The sequence below is a fragment of the Candidatus Saccharibacteria bacterium genome, assembly GCA_016699955.1.
Classification (GTDB): Bacteria; Patescibacteriota; Saccharimonadia; order Saccharimonadales; family UBA4665; genus JAGXIT01.
Genome location: CP064993.1, coordinates 24,991 through 41,320, shown reverse-complemented (window position 1 = coordinate 41,320; position 16,330 = coordinate 24,991). Strand labels below are relative to the sequence as shown.

Sequence of the window (16,330 nt, the reverse complement as noted above, 5' to 3'; positions counted from 1 at the left end):
AGCAAACACCCCCGTTAAAATTACTGGGGGTGTTTTGGGCTACACGGTGAAACTATTGGTTGTCTGTTGTTTTGGAACCAGCCGAGGTGGAGCCGTAACCGAGTTTAGCACCGTTTCGTTGGCCATCACGCGGGGCACCAGATTCACTATGGCTACCATGACCACGCCAGCCGCCGAGCACGAGATAGCGATAGTCGGTCGGGATGTTGTTATCCGCAAGCCATTTGTCTAATGCTGTTCTTTCGGCGTCCATCGTTGCTTTACGCTCGGCGTCAGTTTTGCTAACCATGCTTGCGTGGTTTGCCTCACGGCTTTTTTGTAGCTCAGCGCGTTTTGCGTTGATGAGGTCAGCCTGCGCTTGAGTGAGCTTGCCGTCTTTGACGAGCTGGGTGAGCTTCTCTTTTGCTTCTGTCTCGCGCTGCGCTTGCATTTGAACTCGGTCAGCATCGACAACCGATTGTACATCACTTTCTTGTAGATTAAATTTTTTTGCGATTGCGCCTGCCAGACTTGACCTAGGCATTGAGCCAGTACCGTTTTGGGTAGCTGCGCTAGCCAGCCCGGCTACACCGGTTGCTGCGATAACAGTGGCAATACTTGCCGCGATAATAGTTTTTTTCATAGGCTTTCCTTGTTTACGTTGATGGTACTATGCTGCAGATAGTAAGGTCAGTGTACTCATGCTGTATGAGAAAACTCTGAGAGCCAAGCATTTCGCATAAGTAGAGTAAAATAGCCAGTAGTGCTTCTCGGCTCTGCCGGCCGAGCGGGCTGTCTGGTGCGATATGCGTGAGAGAGTGAGAGGCAAGCCTGCTGGGTTTGTCTGCCTAGTTTGTCTGCTGGTTGTTCAGAAAACATCCCCCCAAGTAAAATTACGAGGGGTGTTTTTAGGTATGTCGAGTTTAGTCTTTACGAGACGGAAGAGCACCCACAATCGGCAGGCTGAAAGAATGCTCAAGGTAAGTTTTATACAGCTCAATATTTTCATAGTGGTCAAATGCAATCTGTTCACATGGTGGCAAGGCGGTCAGCGAAAACCAGCGAATCTCCTCATTTTCCCAGTCTTTTGAACCCGTCTGTTCGACCGCAGTTGCAACGTACACAAAATCTATGTTTTGTCGGTCTTCATTTGGGCGGTTGGGGTTGTCATTGATCCGAAGCAGACGAAGGTTCTTTATACGCCAGCCAGACTCTTCCATGACTTCACGTTCGGCAGTTTCAGCAGTTGTTTCGTTTCGGTTCATAAATCCACCCAATGGTCCCCATTTGCCACTTTCAAGCAAGCCAGCGGCTCGCTTACCTAGTAAGATTTTTCCATTTTTTAACACTAGGCAATTCACCGTGACATGACGCAGCAGCGCGGGACTCGAATCTTCAAACTCACAATGGATCATACTGATATCCTGTTTAAATTTATCTGCAAGTTCTGGCAATAAACAAGGCAGGGTGGCCTAAAAATAATTGCGGCCTTCGAACAAATCGGAGACGGAACCGCCGGTGGCAACTTCGTGGAGGGCAGCGGCAATCATGGGCGCAACAGGGAGAACGGTGAGCTTGTCGCTCAGGACTTTTTTGGCGTAGTCGATAGGCACGGTGTCGGTGACTATGAGTTTGTCTATGGCGTTACTCTGCAGCCGTTCGATAGCCGGGTCGGAAAGTAAAGCATGCGTCGCACTGGCAATGACGGCAGTAGCACCAGACTTCTTCAATGTTTCGGCCGCGGTAATGAGTGTTCCGGCCGTGTCTATCATGTCGTCGGTCATAAAACATATACGACCCTCCACGCCCTGTAAACGTTTGGGGCGAACGAGCTTGCTTGAGTCGTGACGGTCGCGAGTTTTTTGCAGATGGCGCAAACGAATCCCGAGCAAATCGGCCGCCCGTTCTGAGTCTTTTGCCCGACCGGTGTCAGGAGAAACGATGGCGAATAGTTCGGGGTCGCGGTCGCCCATTTCCTCCTTCAGTCCTTCGAGAATGAGACGTTCTGCCACAAGATGGTCAAATGGTCCATGGAACGTTCCCTGGACTTGTGGTGAGTGCATGTCAATAGTAACGAGTCGATGTGCGCCGGCTGTTTGAAGCATGTGTGTGACAACTGCTGCAGAAATTGGTTCACGACCCTTCGCCTTGCGGTCTTGACGGCTGTAGCCCAAGTAGGGAATAACTACCGTAATCTCACGAGCGGATGACCGGTAGGCGGCATCAATAAGTAGCATCGTTTCCATGAGTGCATCATTAACGGAAAGGTTTCGTTTATAATCGTTGGCAAATGTCTGAATGATGATAACGTGCTTGCCGCGCACTGATTCGCGGTATTGCACGTACATTTCACTGTTGGCAAAACGCTTTGTGGTAAGTGGCCCAAGCGTGAGACCCATAGCCGCAGCGGCGTCTTCGGCCAGCCGTGGGTGTACAGTACCACTTACGATGTATAAATCATCTGGGTTAAGTGTTATTTTGTGAACCATACACTGCCGCGACCTCCCAGCGCTTTGTTGTCCTAACATTCAGTATAAAGATTCGCAGCTGTGATGCAACCGATGACAAATTGTTTTGTGAGTGACAGTAGAAACCTATGGGCGAAGCGTACCAGCAAATACCTGCCATGCTAGCAGACTTTTTGCTACAAGGCTCAGTACAATGTAGGCGCGTTCGCCGTAAATATAATCTCGCCAAAGACCTACTTTTTTGTATTGTAAAATCATATTGCCGGCGAAACAGCTGAAGAAGATGAAAATTGAAACGAATATCCAGTATACAAATGTCGGTGCGGCGCTGCCGTTGGCAGCCCCCAGCCACATGTAGAACGCAACAACGATCCATGGTATCAAACCGGCTAGTGTACCAAGATTGAAACTGAGCCAGTTTGTACGTTTTGTAGTCTGGTTGTGTACTTCCATGACCAGCCCAAGTAGGTTCATAATGGCGGTAAGTCCGAATATCATGAGCAGGCTACTGAAGTCATATATACCCACTAGCATACTTATGGCAACCATCATGACGCTGGCCGAAAGTGAATACTCAACCCAGCGAAGTTTGTTTAGGCCTAGCTTGAGGTCGGCAGTGTAGGTTTTGTTGTATACGGTGGCAATTACAAAGTGAAATAGTGCGGATAAGAAAAAGAAAAAGGCAATCAGCCAGGGCAGCTGGACGTCAAACAGGGTCGTTGTAGTGGGGAGTAGCGATTCACTGGCCTTGTCAAACGAAAGATAATTGCCAGAAACGGGTATCGCAAAGGATTTACTTAGCAGCAAGACCGCCAAGCCTTGTGCAAGATGTAGAAACCCCGCGGCTATATTTAGTTGTTTCAGCGACTTTGTTGTAATTGTCTTCATGTATCTAGTGTACCACTCATGAGATCTTCGTACCAGCAGCAGACCGACGTATTGAAAAAACAGGGGTGTTTTGGTACACTTCTCCTCGTCACCGCAATCGGGCCAGTAGCTCAGCTGGTTAGAGCACCTGCCTCTTAAGCAGGGTGTCCGGGGTTCAAGTCCCCGCTGGCCCTCCATAGTAAAAGCCTTGTTCGCAAGAACGGGGCTTTTACTATGGTTCGCGTGGACTTGATACCGAACACTCCAAAAGGGTGTCCGGGTGAGGACTGCCAGTGGCAGTCCGCAAGGCAATCTTCCGGAGCAAGCTGTGCTAGCTGCCGTGAAGTTGCGGGCCTGCCGAAGGTAGGTCAAGTCCCCGCTGGCCCTCCAAATCACTCACGATTATAAACAGAGATGTGAGTGATATAGTTAAGTTATGCAAGAAGAACAATTAACAGGCAATGCGTCGCACCCAATCGTCCGTATCGGCGACAAAGTACACCGCCCGAGTGAGTTTTGGCAGCCAGCTGTGCATGACCTGCTTGACTATCTACATTCCGTAAATTTTACTCTCCTGAGCACTTTGGCGTAGATGACAAGGGCAGAGAGGTACTGAGTCATATAGAGGGCGAATCAGGGAAGGAAGGTTGGAAGAACATTACTAACGATGATGGTCTCCGTAGCTATGCAAAATTACTAAGAGCCTATCACGATGCCGTTGGTGGCTATAAACCACCGTCAAATCTTGAATGGGCAAACGGTCAAAAAAAACTAAATCCGGGCCAGATAATCTGCCACGGCGACTTTGGTCCTTGGAATATAGTTTGGAAAGATGGCAAGCCAGTTGGTATCGTTGATTGGGACTTGGCTCATCCAAACACTCCTGAGTACGACATACTTTATGCCCTTGAGTATTCAGCACCATTCCGTGGTGACGAAACTGCAATCCAGTGGCATCACTTCGAGACAATTCCTGATAGAAAACGACGTATCAAGATATTCTTAGAAGCATACGGAACGCCAATCATAAAAGATATTGTATCGAAGGTGGCAGCCTTGCAACGAGAAGTCGGCAAATTTGAGGCATCTATTGCAAAGCGAGGTATCCAGCCACAAGCCGATTGGGTGGCAAATGGTGACCTAGAGGAAGTCGAAAAACGGGCAAGGTGGACTGAACAGCACTCGGATTTATTTTAGCTGCAACTGCGTCTACAATGCTTGAGTTATTCGGAGAGTTGAAGTCCGGATGACGAACGTCAACGAGCTGAGTATGGGGCCGCGGAAATTGACTAAGTTCCCGCTGGTTTTCCGAGTTGCTCATGGTTATAAAAAATGCATTTTGGGAGTCGCTTATAGTATTGTTACGAAGCTACATGGTGATAGCGGTTACAGACTAGTGAGTAGGTATGCTTTAAAATTATCTTATGAACAGTAAAAATAATTTGCAAGATGAAAGTTTTTTTAAGGATATAAAGGGTAATATTGTACTCTGGCAATGGCCGAACATACCACTCTATGGTTGGATAGCTTTTAAAGTGTTGTCCATGTTAGTGCCAGCAGGTCATCTAAGGGTCGGTATGGAACAACTAAGCTCAGCATTCTTATTCACCTGGGCCTATCTTGAGATAACAAATGGAGTGAACTATTTTCGGCGACTACTCGGAGTAATAGTAATGGGCGGCCTAATTATTAGTTTCTTAAGGTGATAATAGTAAACGTCCGTTTAATAGTGTCAATGAAAAATAGTTATCGGCATTCGGAGACTTGAAGACCAACGAAGACGTCACAGAGCTGAGGCGGGGTCGCGGCACCTGACCAAGCCCCCGCTGCCCCCTTGAATTACATCTGGATGATCCTGAAGATGGCGGGGTTTTTCGTGGAGTTTAAGCCCCAGCTTCGAGGGATTCGCTTTTGCCTGTTAGCACGTGGAAGCGCTAACAGTTTTAAACAGAGCCACGTTAATTAAAGTAAATGTAGCTAAATTTATTTCCATCGACCCACATCTCACTGTAATGGCCATTGAGGTCGTAGTTGTATTGGCTAATGTAAATCATATTGTCTCTGACGGCTTCGACCCACATGGCGTGTCCATAATACCCACTCATAGAAATAGCTACCGAGCCAACTTTGGGCGTCGAACCGGTCGGGATACCGGCATTTTTGGCATTACGTAACCATTGGTTGGCGTTCCCTACGCCACCCCAGTAAGGCATATGTCCGTATGTCTGAAATACTTTCCAAGCTGCATAGCTGACGCATTCTCGGTTGTACATACCCCAATTATCTATCAGGCTATCTTGCACTGCGTTTTCCCATTTCGATGGATAACCACCGTGGCTTGGGTCGCCAGATAGTTCGACACCGGTAATTCCACGGTTGGCGACTAGCTGATCCGCCAATAGCTTTGCAATTTCCTGCCTCTGCTGTGCTTTTAGGTTGTCGAGTACTGCCGCAGAAGTTTTGGAATCAATGACTAAAACCGGTGCCTCCCCAGACGGTTTGACGAGGGCACTTACCACACCTCCGCGGCCACCAGTACCGATTAATTTGCCCGGTATGCTTAACGTTGAGCTGATCCCATTACCTATCCTACCTACCACCCATCTCGTACCGTTCCATATATTCTGAGTAGTTACAAGACCGAAGTGCGCAATATTTTTACCAGTCTGAACTGTTAGGGCATTTACTGACTGGCTAATATCAAACATAGCACTTCCAATCGAAATTGTAATAACCTTTGCGTAATAAACCATATTGTAAGCGCCAGTGCTTACTGCGTTTGGAGAGTCATACGTATTTATGCTCGTTGCGGCTGCGTACGAAGGGGATCGTCTGTCGAGGACTGTATGCGCACCGGTAGTAGATATCAGCAGTGAAATTAGTATCACCGATGCAATCAATACTAAGCCTGTAAAAAGATAGCGGTGTACGTAGTATCTCAAGTTGACATTTTGCTCCATTGTTTCTCCGAACCACCGCTTGTCTCAATAAATATATTATACACTCTATTTGTGATATCTACCTAGACAATGAAAGGTATACCCATTTCGCGATATGTTTGTACTGCAGTACAAAAGATGTCAAGTGCTGTAAAGCAGCTGCAACTAGCAAACACCACTACCGCAAAAGACCTCTTCATACCCTAAGTTTAGTTTGAGCAAAATTGATCTATTGAGCCAAGACTAACGCCGTAATTGTTTTTTGAAAACTGTTTTTTACCTTCTGAAACTGGTACGCGGCATGAGGTATCAAGCTTGCCGTCCCAATTTGGGTTTTCTGTTTCACCACCATAATTAAGAAGGCAGACGTCAGCGTCCTTGCCTTTTATTTCAATAGTGGTTGAACCAAAAGCTACGTTGAATCTATTTATGTCAGCAGTGCATTTTGCGAAGTCAATAGTCACTTGATCTTTACTGTCCTGAAGCGTACGAGCTGCTGAATTGTCAGGTTGTGTAGTGGCTGTATTGCTTGGGTTACGACTTATTTGCGTTTTTCCACTTGGGCTTGGGTATTTGGCAGTGTATATCAACCATCCTGCTACCGCGAGTACGGTAATCACAGCAATTAATATTAGAATCTCAATGGCTCCGAAGCCGTTTTGGTTTCTTCTCATATCTACATTATTCATTAATATAAACACTAATCTAAAATTATTTTGATTAGATGGCCAGCGGGGACTTGGTCACGCTTGCGCGGTCACTCTCAGCAACCCGTCGCAACGTCTTTGCAAACCAGTATGTAAGAGTTGACTCCCTTGCGATCTGCCGACTGGCGGACGTCACCCCGAATTTAATCATTACAAACAAGTTCGTAAGAAAAGATTCGTTTCCGAACTGCTACAGGCAGTCCTCATCCACATAATTACAAAAATAGCCCGTATCGCAAGATCGGGCTATTTGTAATTTTTGGAATTTGTGACCTATTTTTAACTGGGTAGTAATACTCCACCGATGACATGCACAACACCATTGCCTGCATTTACATCGGCTTTCTCGACCAGTACTTTGTTGCTTTTAGCATCAATGACATATGCTTTGCCATCAGATATTGAAACTGTTAGCTTACCACCTTGAACTGTGGTTATTTCCTGTCCATCTTTTAGATCAGATGCCATAACTTTACCTGACACTACGTGATAGGTAAGGATGGACTTAAGCTGGTCTACATTCTCAGGCATAAGTAGCGTATCAACTGTGCCTGCTGGTAATGCGTCAAATGCTGCATTGGTTGGCGCAAATACAGTGAAGGGACCTTCAGCCTGTAGTGTGTCAACTAAGCTTGCTGCCTTTACTGCAGTTACTAATGTCGACAAACTCGGTGTTTCTGACGCTACAGTAACAATTGTTCCTGGCTGTTGCTGATCTGCCTGGCTAGGCTGCTCCACCTTACTTGTCGTTTCCTTATTTTCGTTATTGTCATTGTTATTATTCATTGCCCATAATATTCCACCACCTATGACTAGTACGGCAATTATTCCTGCTATCAATGCTGTTGTTTTATTATTATTTTCCATATTTACTCCTTCAGTTATTTACGAATCACTCCTTATTACCCTCCAAATTTTCCCCCTAATTCATGTTTACCTCCTTTTTAGCTAAGCTTCGTATTAAAAACTTATGAATAGAATTAGTAACATCTTTCAGCTCATCATCTGTCGGTGGATTTGGATAATACTCTATTAGGTAGCCGTTGATAGCGTGAGCTATAACCTTAGCTTCTTTGGCTATTTCAGAACTGCTTATATTAAATTCACCATTCTTAACACCAACCTCTAAAACTTCTTCAATATGTAAATAGCCCTTGGCAGGTAAGTATCCGCTATCGAGTTTCAAAAAACTTGGTCTGAAGTGCAGGTAGTACTTAAGTACAAATACCACGTCTTCAATATGCTGAAACTGAAATTTTATTCTATCTAGAAGCATTGCCTCAGCTGAACTCGTTTTTGAGAGCTTTGTTCTTGCGATTCCTAAATCTTTGTTGGTAGCGTCAAAGATTTCTTTCAAAATTTCGTCTTTATCTTTAAAAAAGTGATAAATACTAGATATTCCAAATCCAGATTCCTTAGCTAGAGTACGCACAGAGAAACCCTCATAGCCATTTACGGCAAAAAGTCGCTTAGATATTTTTAGAATGGTAGGTTTAGTATTTACTGTCATAATTATTGTAACACTCGTTACAATAATTAGTGTAACACTTGTTACATTATAATTGCAATAGCAAAACTAAATAACACTCATTTTCACATAAGGATTATCGAATGCCTTAATATCCACCACAGTGAGCAAAGCGAAGTAGTCTATAGGCTAGCCTTAGGTAAGTTTAATTATTTGAACTCGTTGTAAGCGCCGAGTTCTAAAGATACGAGCTCACCCCACTCGCTTAAACAGCTGAAATAAACCAGTTGTTTAAAGCTCCCCACTCCTGAGGGCTTCGCTCTTGCTCGCTAGATCCAGAAGGCGCAAAGTGTGGTGTTTACATCGTGCTTGGGTTAAATATTTACCGCAATGTTATTGCTGACGAAGTCAGCTACGGATGGGATGGACAGAACAAGACAGTTCAATATAAAAGTCTTCCTACAAAACGAGGTTTTTAATATGGTTGCCGAAGGTGAATTAATATCCTTTTGTATGTAACTATTTTATGGGATTTGCTTATGGCGGTAGGTAAACTTGTTACTGCTGGCGCGTCTGCCAGAAGTAGAGAATCGATGCGCTAGCAGAATACATAAATAGGAAGTACAACGAAAACGGTATGCCAATGATAGTAATCATCAGAAGCGCCATGAGCAAGGCAGCACCAATAATACCCCATACCTTGCCGACATTCCCCCCTGTATCAGCCCAACTAGCTTTTAATGAATCAATAACACCCAGTTGTTTATCTATAAGGTAGTAGGGGGCTAGTAAAATGCGCGGCAGGACAAAGAAAAACGGTATAATGAGCGCTAGAAAACTTATTGTAAGGATTAGGCCAGTCAAAATGGTAAGACCTAACATGGGGAAAATGTAGGGTCTGGCCATGTCAAATGATTCGCTCAGCGAAATTTTTGTGCGTCCAACATTGCGTAGCTCAACCACCGTTGTAGCGGTGCTTATAACGACGGCAATAAGCAGTGAAAGAGCTTGCAGTAGTACGTACGATCCTGTCATAGACATTGTGCCGTCGGCATTTTTCTCTGGTGTAAATGAATTTATTACAATTGATATGAGCAAAGTAAGCACAATCAGCCAAAGGTAAGTGCCTATGTTTGTTTTCATGGCTAGCTTACTGTGTTTGTACAGCCCAAATGCTCCCGGCCATGTGCCTGGTACTGTCTCTGTTACAGTAGTTTGTTCGTTCGCCATTTGTCCTCCGGTTTTTACTTGGTACTATTCGACTATACCGCGATGTATCCTCGACAACAAGTATTTTTATCAAACACTGATACAATAAGTGCGATGAAAGTACTAAACGGTAGTGAACTGGCAGGGTTTATCAAAGAGCGGCAGGCAAAAGATGTGCGGCGCTTGAAGCAGTCAAACGGCGTGCAGCCAAAGCTGGCCATCGTCTACACGCTCGAACATGGCCCAAGCCTAACCTACATGGGGATGAAAAAACGATACGGCGAAGATATTGGCGCAGCAGTTGATGTACATTTTGTTGATCAGGGCAAGGTAACTCAGTTGCTAGAAACGCTAAATGCCGACGCGAGCGTCCATGGCATAATTGTGCAGCTGCCGCTAGCCGACGCAACGCAGACTGATGAGGTAGTCAATGCAATCGCTCCCGAAAAAGACGTTGATGGCCTAGGTGAACATGCGCCGTTTACGCCAGCCACACCCATGGCTATCTTGTGGCTGCTGGCGGGGTACAACGTAAACCTTGAGAAATCGCGGATTGCACTTGTCGGTCGAGGCAAGCTGGTCGGTGCGCCGTTAATTAAAATGTTCACCGAAAGTGGCTACAATTTTGTTCTCATACATAGTCAAACGCCAAACACAGAAGAATTACTTCTCGAGGCAGATGTCATCATCACGGCTACCGGTCGAGCTGGTCTCATAACCTCAGCTATGATTAAACAAGGTGCGGTGGTGGTAGATGCTGGTGTGGCTGGTGAAAAGGGCAAAACCGTTGGTGATCTCGACCCCGATGTTTACGAACGTGATGATCTGACTATTACGCCTACCAAAGGCGGTGTCGGCCCACTGACCATTTCTGCACTATTCGAAAACACTATTCGCGCTGCACAAAACCAAGGAGGGGCCTTGACCTCCGCACAGAATGACAAATGAATCCTCACGCCTTTCCACACCTTATTAAGCCGTTACAAAGCACCGATAAGCTCAGCGTGAAGAAGTAGTATGAAGATCGGTGTATTTGATTCTGGTATTGGCGGTCTCAGCGTGGCACAAGCCATAGACCGGGCACTGCCTGGACACGAAGTCGTATTCCGTCATGACACGCCCGAGCATTTCCCCTATGCCACAAAAGCTCCCGACGAAATTTTCAGTTTTGCCATACCGATTGTTCAGTCGCTGGTGGATGAGGGCTGTCAAGTAGTCGTGATTGCCTGTAATACTGTGAGCACGACGCTTATTGGCCGCTTGCGGGGGTATTTTTCGGTACCGCTGGTTGCTGCCGAGCCAATGGTTAGACCTGCTGCCGAGCAGACAAAAACAGGGATTATAGCGGTGTGCGCAACGCCCACAACTTTGGCGAGCTCGCGCTATGCGGAGTTGAAGCGACTGTATGCCGCCGACGTTAAAGTTTTGGAACCGGATTGCGCTAATTGGTCATGGCTTATTGAGCACAATGAGATAAACGAAGCCACCTTGCGGCAGGTAATAGAGCCCGTGATTGAGGCGGGCGCCGATGTAATAGTACTGGGTTGTACGCATTACCACTGGATTGAAGACCAAATACAAGAGATAGCCAGTTTACAAGCTGATGTTATGCAACCAGAGACGGCTATTGTTGCCGAGCTTAAGCGAGTGATTGCACGGCTTGCTTAAACTGATTGCCCCGGTCCTTATAGTTTTGAAACATGCCAAAACTGGCGCATCCAGTTGAAAGCAATACGACATCACCCGTTTGTGCCGCGCCCTTAGCGTTAGTAATAATTTCAGTCATGGAACTGCCACCGGGCATAAATGCATGGAACCCGACCTTTTCCAGCGCCGCCTGAATGCGAGTGGCTTGGTCACCAATGAGCAGAGCCATTTTGACGTTGCCCACTGAAACGGCACGCGCTAGTTCGTCATACGGCGCTCCCTTATCAGAGCCGCCCAGGATGATAATCTTCGGTTGCTTAAATGCCTGCACTGCGACAATTGCGGTTTCTGGGGTAGTTCCAAAGCTATCATCGTAGTATCTAACGCCGGCAAACTCGCGTACAAACTCTAAACGATGCTCAAGGCCGGAAAATGTCGTCAGTACACCGCGGATTGCGGTATTTACTCTGTTGATTTCGTCTGGTAACTCTGGCGATAAAGCATGCCAAACGGTTGTTGTGGCGGCGCAGACGTTCTGCCAGTTATGTTCCCCGAGGAGCTTTAGTTTATCTGTCGTGCAGATATCTTGCCCGTCAATAGTAATCATGTTGCCATTAACCCAAGCCCCGGGATGGGCGTAGTAGGACACTTTTTGCCCTGCGCCGGTAGCCGCTATCTCTTTGGATGCCTCATTCTCGGCGTAATAAATTGCAACATCGTCGCTATCTTGCTGGGCAAACAAGCGTGATTTTGCTTTAACATAGTCAGCCACGTCAGTGTGCCAGTCGAGGTGCTCTGGTACAACCATGAGGCAAGCGGCAATGTGTGGCGAGTGGGTGATGTCGGAAAGCTGAAAGCTACTGAGCTCCAGCACGACCCAGTCGTTGGGCTGCACATTATCAATGAACTCCAGTGGCGAACGACCAATGTTACCGCCTAACCAAACGGTCTGTCCCGCTGCTTCGAGAATTTTTGCGGTCAATGTGCTGGTGGTTCCTTTGCCTTTAGTACCCGTTATACCGATGACATTTTTTGTCGGACAGTCCGAAAGAAACTGATCGACAGCAGTTGTAACTTTGGCCTCGACGCCAGGATTTTTCTCAAAAATTAAGCTGGGATGTATGCCGGCGCTACGAACTATGCAGTCAAACCTACCAAGGTCGTCCAAATAGTTTTCTCCCAGCTGTGTCTGTGCACCTGTAGGAGTATCAACGCTTGGATTGACATCACATATAGTGACGTTGTGGCCACGCTTCAAAAAATATTTGTAACTGACTTCGCCTTCAGTCGCGTACCCAATAATCGCTACCTTCATCCCTCCATTCTACCCCGTTTTCTAATGTGAAAGGTTAGACCTCGCACATAAATATCCCCAATGTTCTAAGATGTTCATGCTTGCAAAATGTATGTGCGAGGTCTAACCTTTCACATATGCCTAGTAGAAATGTTGTGCGAGAGTTTGAGACGGGAGCGTACTATCATGTATATAATAGGGGCGTTGAAAAAAGAATTATTTTTTCTGACGACCAAGATTACACCGTTTTCCTGGGGTTACTAAAAAAATATCTTGCCAACGACAGGCGGGATGCCAATAAAAATAATAGACACCGTTTTCCTTCGCTTGAAAGTGAAGTTGCGCTTTTAGCATACTGCCTGATGCCGAATCATTTTCATTTGCTTGTGTATCAAATGACCGAAAGCGGCGTAGAAAAACTTATGCGCCGCGTGAGTACAGGTTATGTGATGTACTTTAATGAAAAATATAATCGCGTCGGATCGCTTTTTCAGGGGCCATATAAAGCCTCGCGAATAACCAGTGATGCATATTTGTACCATATTTCGCGCTATATTCATCTAAATCCAGACGCATACGCTGTCTGGCCGTACTCGAGCTACAAGTATTACGCCAAGGGTGAGGAACCAAAGTGGCTTCGTAGTGACAGGGTACTCGACCTGTTTGGAGATAGGCAGGAGTATCTGTCGTTCGTAGCAGAATATGTGGATCAGCAGCGTGAGCTTGAGGATCTAAAGTGGCAACTCGCAAACGATGTCACCCGTGACGAAATGTGAAAGGTTAGACCTCGCACATACTTTTTGCACACATGCACATCTTAGACCATTGAGATTTTTATGTGCGAGGTCTAACCTTTCACATACTCGGGTGGGTGCTTAGGCGGCGAGGACGGTTTTGACCATTTCGGCAACCTGACGGGGGGTCATTTCTGCTTTGACAATGTAGCGGCAAATGCCAAGCGCTTTTAGTTCGGGAGGTGCTTGCTCCTCACCAGAGTTGGTCAGTATCACGACTTTGATGTCCTTACCCCAGCTTGTTTTGCGTAGTTTTGTGAGCATTTCTTCGCCATTCATCTCGGGCATCATGAGGTCGAGAAGGATGATGTCTGGCTTCATCTTTTCAGCCAGCTCTAGTCCGAGTCTACCGTTGGCTGCTGTTTCAACAGTGAAACCTTCGGCCTCAAACTTTATCCGGTACATCATACTAATAGCCTGATCGTCTTCTATGATGGCTATTCTCGTCATAAGCGTAGTATACAACATTCCCTTCAAGCTCGAAACATAACCCCTGATTCTACGCCGTTATGTAACTTGGCTTATGGCAGTACAAAACCAAACTGTAGGCTAAGGAAGCCTAGCTCATCAGGATAGCCACTGGGTAACTTTGTATCTCCCCTGTCCCCGTCTCAAATATTAAACATTTGGCTAGTAAGGTACTTTTTAGACATATCACGGAGGTGCTGTAGTGGCGCCGAATGTGGTTTTTTAATCCGAACAGCGGAGGTATTGGTTTGTTTATAGCCACACAAACTAATAGACAAAGTACTAAAAGTATGCTATTAATAATAACATAATGAAGTTAAAGGATCCAAATACATCAGGGGATACGCCAGGGAATGCACTCGGTATTAGTTTGCAGCTAGAAGGGCGCCAGGGCAATTTATTTTTTCCTGATATGTATGCTCACTGGATGGCAAGACCGGCAGAGCGCGGGAGCAAACCAGTAATCGATCTGGCAAGAAGAACGATGTTCGAGGGCTATCTTGAGACGGGGCTTGCTAAGCCAGCTGCCGAATCTCCCGATAATTTTCTGTTACCACACATTGATAAATCTGGGCATCTTAAGACTGGCATAATACATTTTGCTGCTCGCAGTTTGACGGATTCATTCGATACGGCTGGCGCGCGGCTAGTCGACGTCGCAGACCCTAAGAAAATGCCAACGTTCGGTTTGATAAAAAGTGGCTTGCCACCAGAACAACTGTTAGTTATGCGTAAGCATATTCAATCCGGTAAGCCTTTGATGGAGATGGGTGCTTTAGCAAAGTCGAGAGCTGCGCATGAGAAAGACAAAAATGCATCCAAAGACCGCCAGACTACAGGCGTAGCTGAAGTGATTAGAAAAGTTTTAGGTTATACGGTCGGAAAAGAAATGCTACTGTATTGCAGCATGGTTAAAGAAGCACATGATGCGTTGACTCCACAGCTTTCACCAAATAATCTTGAAGTAATCGGTACTCCGGTTGTGCTGGAAGAGAACCCGTATCGACGACAAACAACATTATTGCCAGTGCTCATTCGACCTGATGCTTTTGTATCAAACTTGTTGGCTGCCGTAAGTACTGCCCCCGATGTAAAAACAAGACAACGTTATATTGGTGGCTTCCTGTTCTTTAGTGATTCATTACCGGCAGGTCATCTTTCAGAAGAGCAGGTGGCAGCCAGAGCACTATTTGGGTCTATGTTACTATCATCACGATCCCGAGAATTAAGTTCATGAGCAGCAGTCCTGCGTTCGAAGCAAGCAATTTATGTGAGGCATTTCGGCATCTGGATACGGTCAGAAAAGATCCAGATGATTGGCAGCCTCCACAGATATTCAAACTGGATTCTCCAGTTGAAGAGATCCGCTTTGAGGCGCTGTTGCGTGCTGGGAAAGTCACTGGTTTTCGAGCCCAAACAGAACCGCTAGCAAATGATTTGTTTACTTATCTATACCCTGCAGACAAAAAAAACCAAGATATGCGGCGTGAGTTTCATCAGAGTGTCATAGAGCAAGGACAAACGTTTGGGTCGTATGTTTTCTTCCCTTGGTCTGGGGAAATAGTTTTATATTTGGACGAAGAGGACCACAGGGGGGTGAGAAATTATCGTGACAGAGATCTACGGACGCGCGATCAACAGCGAACACTTCGTGAAAAAACGATTGCTTGTATCGGGCTTAGTGTTGGCAGCAAGGCTGCCAGGAGTATGGTCCAATCGGGTATAGGAAATCATTATGTTATCGGTGACGGTGACACGCTAGATAGCTCAAACTTGAATCGTATTGACGGAACGGTTCGAGATGTCGGTGCAAGTAAGGTAGCTATCCTCGCTCGTCATATTAGTGAGGTTGATCCATGGATTAAACAGACTCACTTGCCGGATGGATTCCACGCGGGGGACGAGAGAGTGCTCCTCAAAGCAGGCGTCGATATTATTGTCGAGGCAGTCGATGATATGTCTGCTAAAGCCTTATTAAGGCTTTTTGCAGAGCGCAGAAGAATACCTTTGATTATGCCCGCTGACTTGCATGACAAATCAATGATAGACGTGGAGCGTCACGATTTACGTGATAAGAAACGTAAATTACCGTTCATGGGAAGAATATCGCGCGCCGACACAATCCGTATAAGCGAATTCCCTATTTCTGAAGCTGAAAAAGAAAGTTTGATGTTGGCGCATACCGGTGCTACAAACCTATCCGTTCGCATGATGCAATCGGTTATGAGCCGCGACGCACACTTAGGAGGGATGCCTCAAAAAGGCGCGACAGCTACAAGGGGTGGTGCCGACGTTGAGTTTGCAGCAGCAGAGATTCTTCTTGGGCACGACTTGCCAACGGGCAGATATTACGACAACCCCCGTGATACTTTTAATCTGGGTCCAGAGCATAACTTATTAACCTGGATAAGAACTGCACTGGCAGTAAAGTCTTACGCGGAGTCTAGGAGGCGTGCTAATCAGTCAAACGGTTAGCTTACTCAAGATGTA

19 protein-coding genes and 1 tRNA gene are annotated in these 16,330 nt (G+C 46.2%); 9 read left to right on the top strand and 11 right to left on the bottom strand.

Translation table 11 applies throughout. The features are described 5' to 3' along the window. Positions 1–52: 52 nt before the first annotated feature. The 4 genes from IPL85_00225 to heR all read right to left on the bottom strand — a co-directional run bounded on the left by IPL85_00225 (position 53) and on the right by heR (position 3,335). Positions 53–622: a hypothetical protein gene (locus IPL85_00225; protein QQS19881.1), complete on the bottom strand. Its 570-nt coding sequence runs from the start codon at positions 620–622 to the stop codon at positions 53–55. A 280-nt stretch (positions 623–902) separates the two neighbouring features. Next, entirely contained in the window at positions 903–1,394 is a 492-nt protein-coding gene (locus tag IPL85_00220; protein QQS19880.1) for an NUDIX hydrolase, read from the bottom strand. Positions 1,395–1,451: 57 nt separating this feature from the next. Next, positions 1,452–2,468 (bottom strand): ribose-phosphate pyrophosphokinase, encoded by a 1,017-nt coding sequence (locus tag IPL85_00215; protein ID QQS19879.1) that lies wholly within the window; start codon positions 2,466–2,468, stop codon positions 1,452–1,454. 105 nt (positions 2,469–2,573) lie between these two features. Further along, a complete protein-coding gene (gene heR, locus IPL85_00210) occupies positions 2,574–3,335 on the bottom strand; it encodes a heliorhodopsin HeR (protein QQS19878.1) in 762 nt (253 codons plus the stop codon). 99 nt (positions 3,336–3,434) lie between these two features. On the opposite strand from heR, the gene IPL85_00205 reads away from it, so the two are divergent. From IPL85_00205 to IPL85_00190, 4 genes are all read left to right on the top strand, one after another. Then, positions 3,435–3,511 (top strand) — tRNA-Lys (locus IPL85_00205). 239 nt (positions 3,512–3,750) lie between these two features. Continuing rightward, on the top strand, positions 3,751–3,906 hold the full coding sequence (locus IPL85_00200; GenBank protein ID QQS19877.1) for a hypothetical protein: 156 nt from the start codon (positions 3,751–3,753) through the stop codon (positions 3,904–3,906). Between the two features lie 20 nt (positions 3,907–3,926). Next, positions 3,927–4,511 carry a phosphotransferase gene (locus IPL85_00195; GenBank protein QQS20412.1) on the top strand — a complete coding sequence of 195 codons (585 nt, stop codon included), beginning with the start codon at positions 3,927–3,929 and terminating at the stop codon, positions 4,509–4,511. A gap of 227 nt (positions 4,512–4,738) precedes the next feature. Next, on the top strand, positions 4,739–5,020 hold the full coding sequence (locus tag IPL85_00190) for a hypothetical protein (protein ID QQS19876.1): 282 nt from the start codon (positions 4,739–4,741) through the stop codon (positions 5,018–5,020). Positions 5,021–5,272: 252 nt separating this feature from the next. On the opposite strand, the gene IPL85_00185 is transcribed toward IPL85_00190, so the two are convergent. The 5 genes from IPL85_00185 to IPL85_00165 all read right to left on the bottom strand — a co-directional run bounded on the left by IPL85_00185 (position 5,273) and on the right by IPL85_00165 (position 9,658). Beyond that, on the bottom strand, positions 5,273–6,274 hold the full coding sequence (locus IPL85_00185; protein QQS19875.1) for a CHAP domain-containing protein: 1,002 nt from the start codon (positions 6,272–6,274) through the stop codon (positions 5,273–5,275). A 188-nt stretch (positions 6,275–6,462) separates the two neighbouring features. After that, positions 6,463–6,927, bottom strand: a complete 465-nt coding sequence (locus IPL85_00180; GenBank protein QQS19874.1) for a prepilin-type N-terminal cleavage/methylation domain-containing protein — start codon at positions 6,925–6,927, stop codon at positions 6,463–6,465. Positions 6,928–7,239: 312 nt separating this feature from the next. Further along, on the bottom strand, positions 7,240–7,746 hold the full coding sequence (locus tag IPL85_00175; GenBank protein QQS20411.1) for a fasciclin domain-containing protein: 507 nt from the start codon (positions 7,744–7,746) through the stop codon (positions 7,240–7,242). A gap of 136 nt (positions 7,747–7,882) precedes the next feature. Further along, entirely contained in the window at positions 7,883–8,470 is a 588-nt protein-coding gene (locus IPL85_00170) for a TetR/AcrR family transcriptional regulator (protein ID QQS19873.1), read from the bottom strand. Positions 8,471–8,986: 516 nt separating this feature from the next. Continuing rightward, positions 8,987–9,658, bottom strand: coding sequence for a hypothetical protein (locus IPL85_00165; GenBank protein QQS19872.1), 672 nt, complete (start codon positions 9,656–9,658; stop codon positions 8,987–8,989). A gap of 93 nt (positions 9,659–9,751) precedes the next feature. Here IPL85_00165 and IPL85_00160 point away from each other — a divergent pair, with 93 nt between their 5' ends. Both IPL85_00160 and murI read left to right on the top strand, forming a co-directional pair. Further along, complete coding sequence (locus tag IPL85_00160) at positions 9,752–10,585, top strand: bifunctional 5,10-methylenetetrahydrofolate dehydrogenase/5,10-methenyltetrahydrofolate cyclohydrolase (protein QQS19871.1); 834 nt, start codon at positions 9,752–9,754, stop codon at positions 10,583–10,585. A 69-nt stretch (positions 10,586–10,654) separates the two neighbouring features. Continuing rightward, entirely contained in the window at positions 10,655–11,305 is a 651-nt protein-coding gene (gene murI, locus IPL85_00155; protein QQS19870.1) for a glutamate racemase, read from the top strand. On the opposite strand, the gene murD is transcribed toward murI, so the two are convergent. After that, positions 11,277–12,599, bottom strand: a complete 1,323-nt coding sequence (gene murD / locus IPL85_00150; protein ID QQS19869.1) for a UDP-N-acetylmuramoyl-L-alanine--D-glutamate ligase — start codon at positions 12,597–12,599, stop codon at positions 11,277–11,279. The two genes, murI and murD, sit on opposite strands and share 29 nt — an antisense overlap. A 116-nt stretch (positions 12,600–12,715) precedes the next feature. Here murD and IPL85_00145 point away from each other — a divergent pair, with 116 nt between their 5' ends. Next, the gene (locus tag IPL85_00145; protein ID QQS19868.1) at positions 12,716–13,354 is read left to right on the top strand and encodes a transposase; all 639 of its coding nucleotides are present in this window, start codon (positions 12,716–12,718) and stop codon (positions 13,352–13,354) included. A 99-nt stretch (positions 13,355–13,453) separates the two neighbouring features. On the opposite strand, the gene IPL85_00140 is transcribed toward IPL85_00145, so the two are convergent. Beyond that, entirely contained in the window at positions 13,454–13,822 is a 369-nt protein-coding gene (locus IPL85_00140; GenBank protein QQS19867.1) for a response regulator, read from the bottom strand. 328 nt (positions 13,823–14,150) lie between these two features. On the opposite strand from IPL85_00140, the gene IPL85_00135 reads away from it, so the two are divergent. Together IPL85_00135 and IPL85_00130 are read left to right on the top strand one after the other, a co-directional pair. Further along, complete coding sequence (locus IPL85_00135; GenBank protein ID QQS19866.1) at positions 14,151–15,077, top strand: hypothetical protein; 927 nt, start codon at positions 14,151–14,153, stop codon at positions 15,075–15,077. Continuing rightward, the gene (locus tag IPL85_00130; GenBank protein QQS19865.1) at positions 15,074–16,315 is read left to right on the top strand and encodes a ThiF family adenylyltransferase; all 1,242 of its coding nucleotides are present in this window, start codon (positions 15,074–15,076) and stop codon (positions 16,313–16,315) included. Before IPL85_00135 ends, IPL85_00130 begins: the two co-directional genes overlap by 4 nt. Positions 16,316–16,330 lie beyond the last annotated feature (15 nt).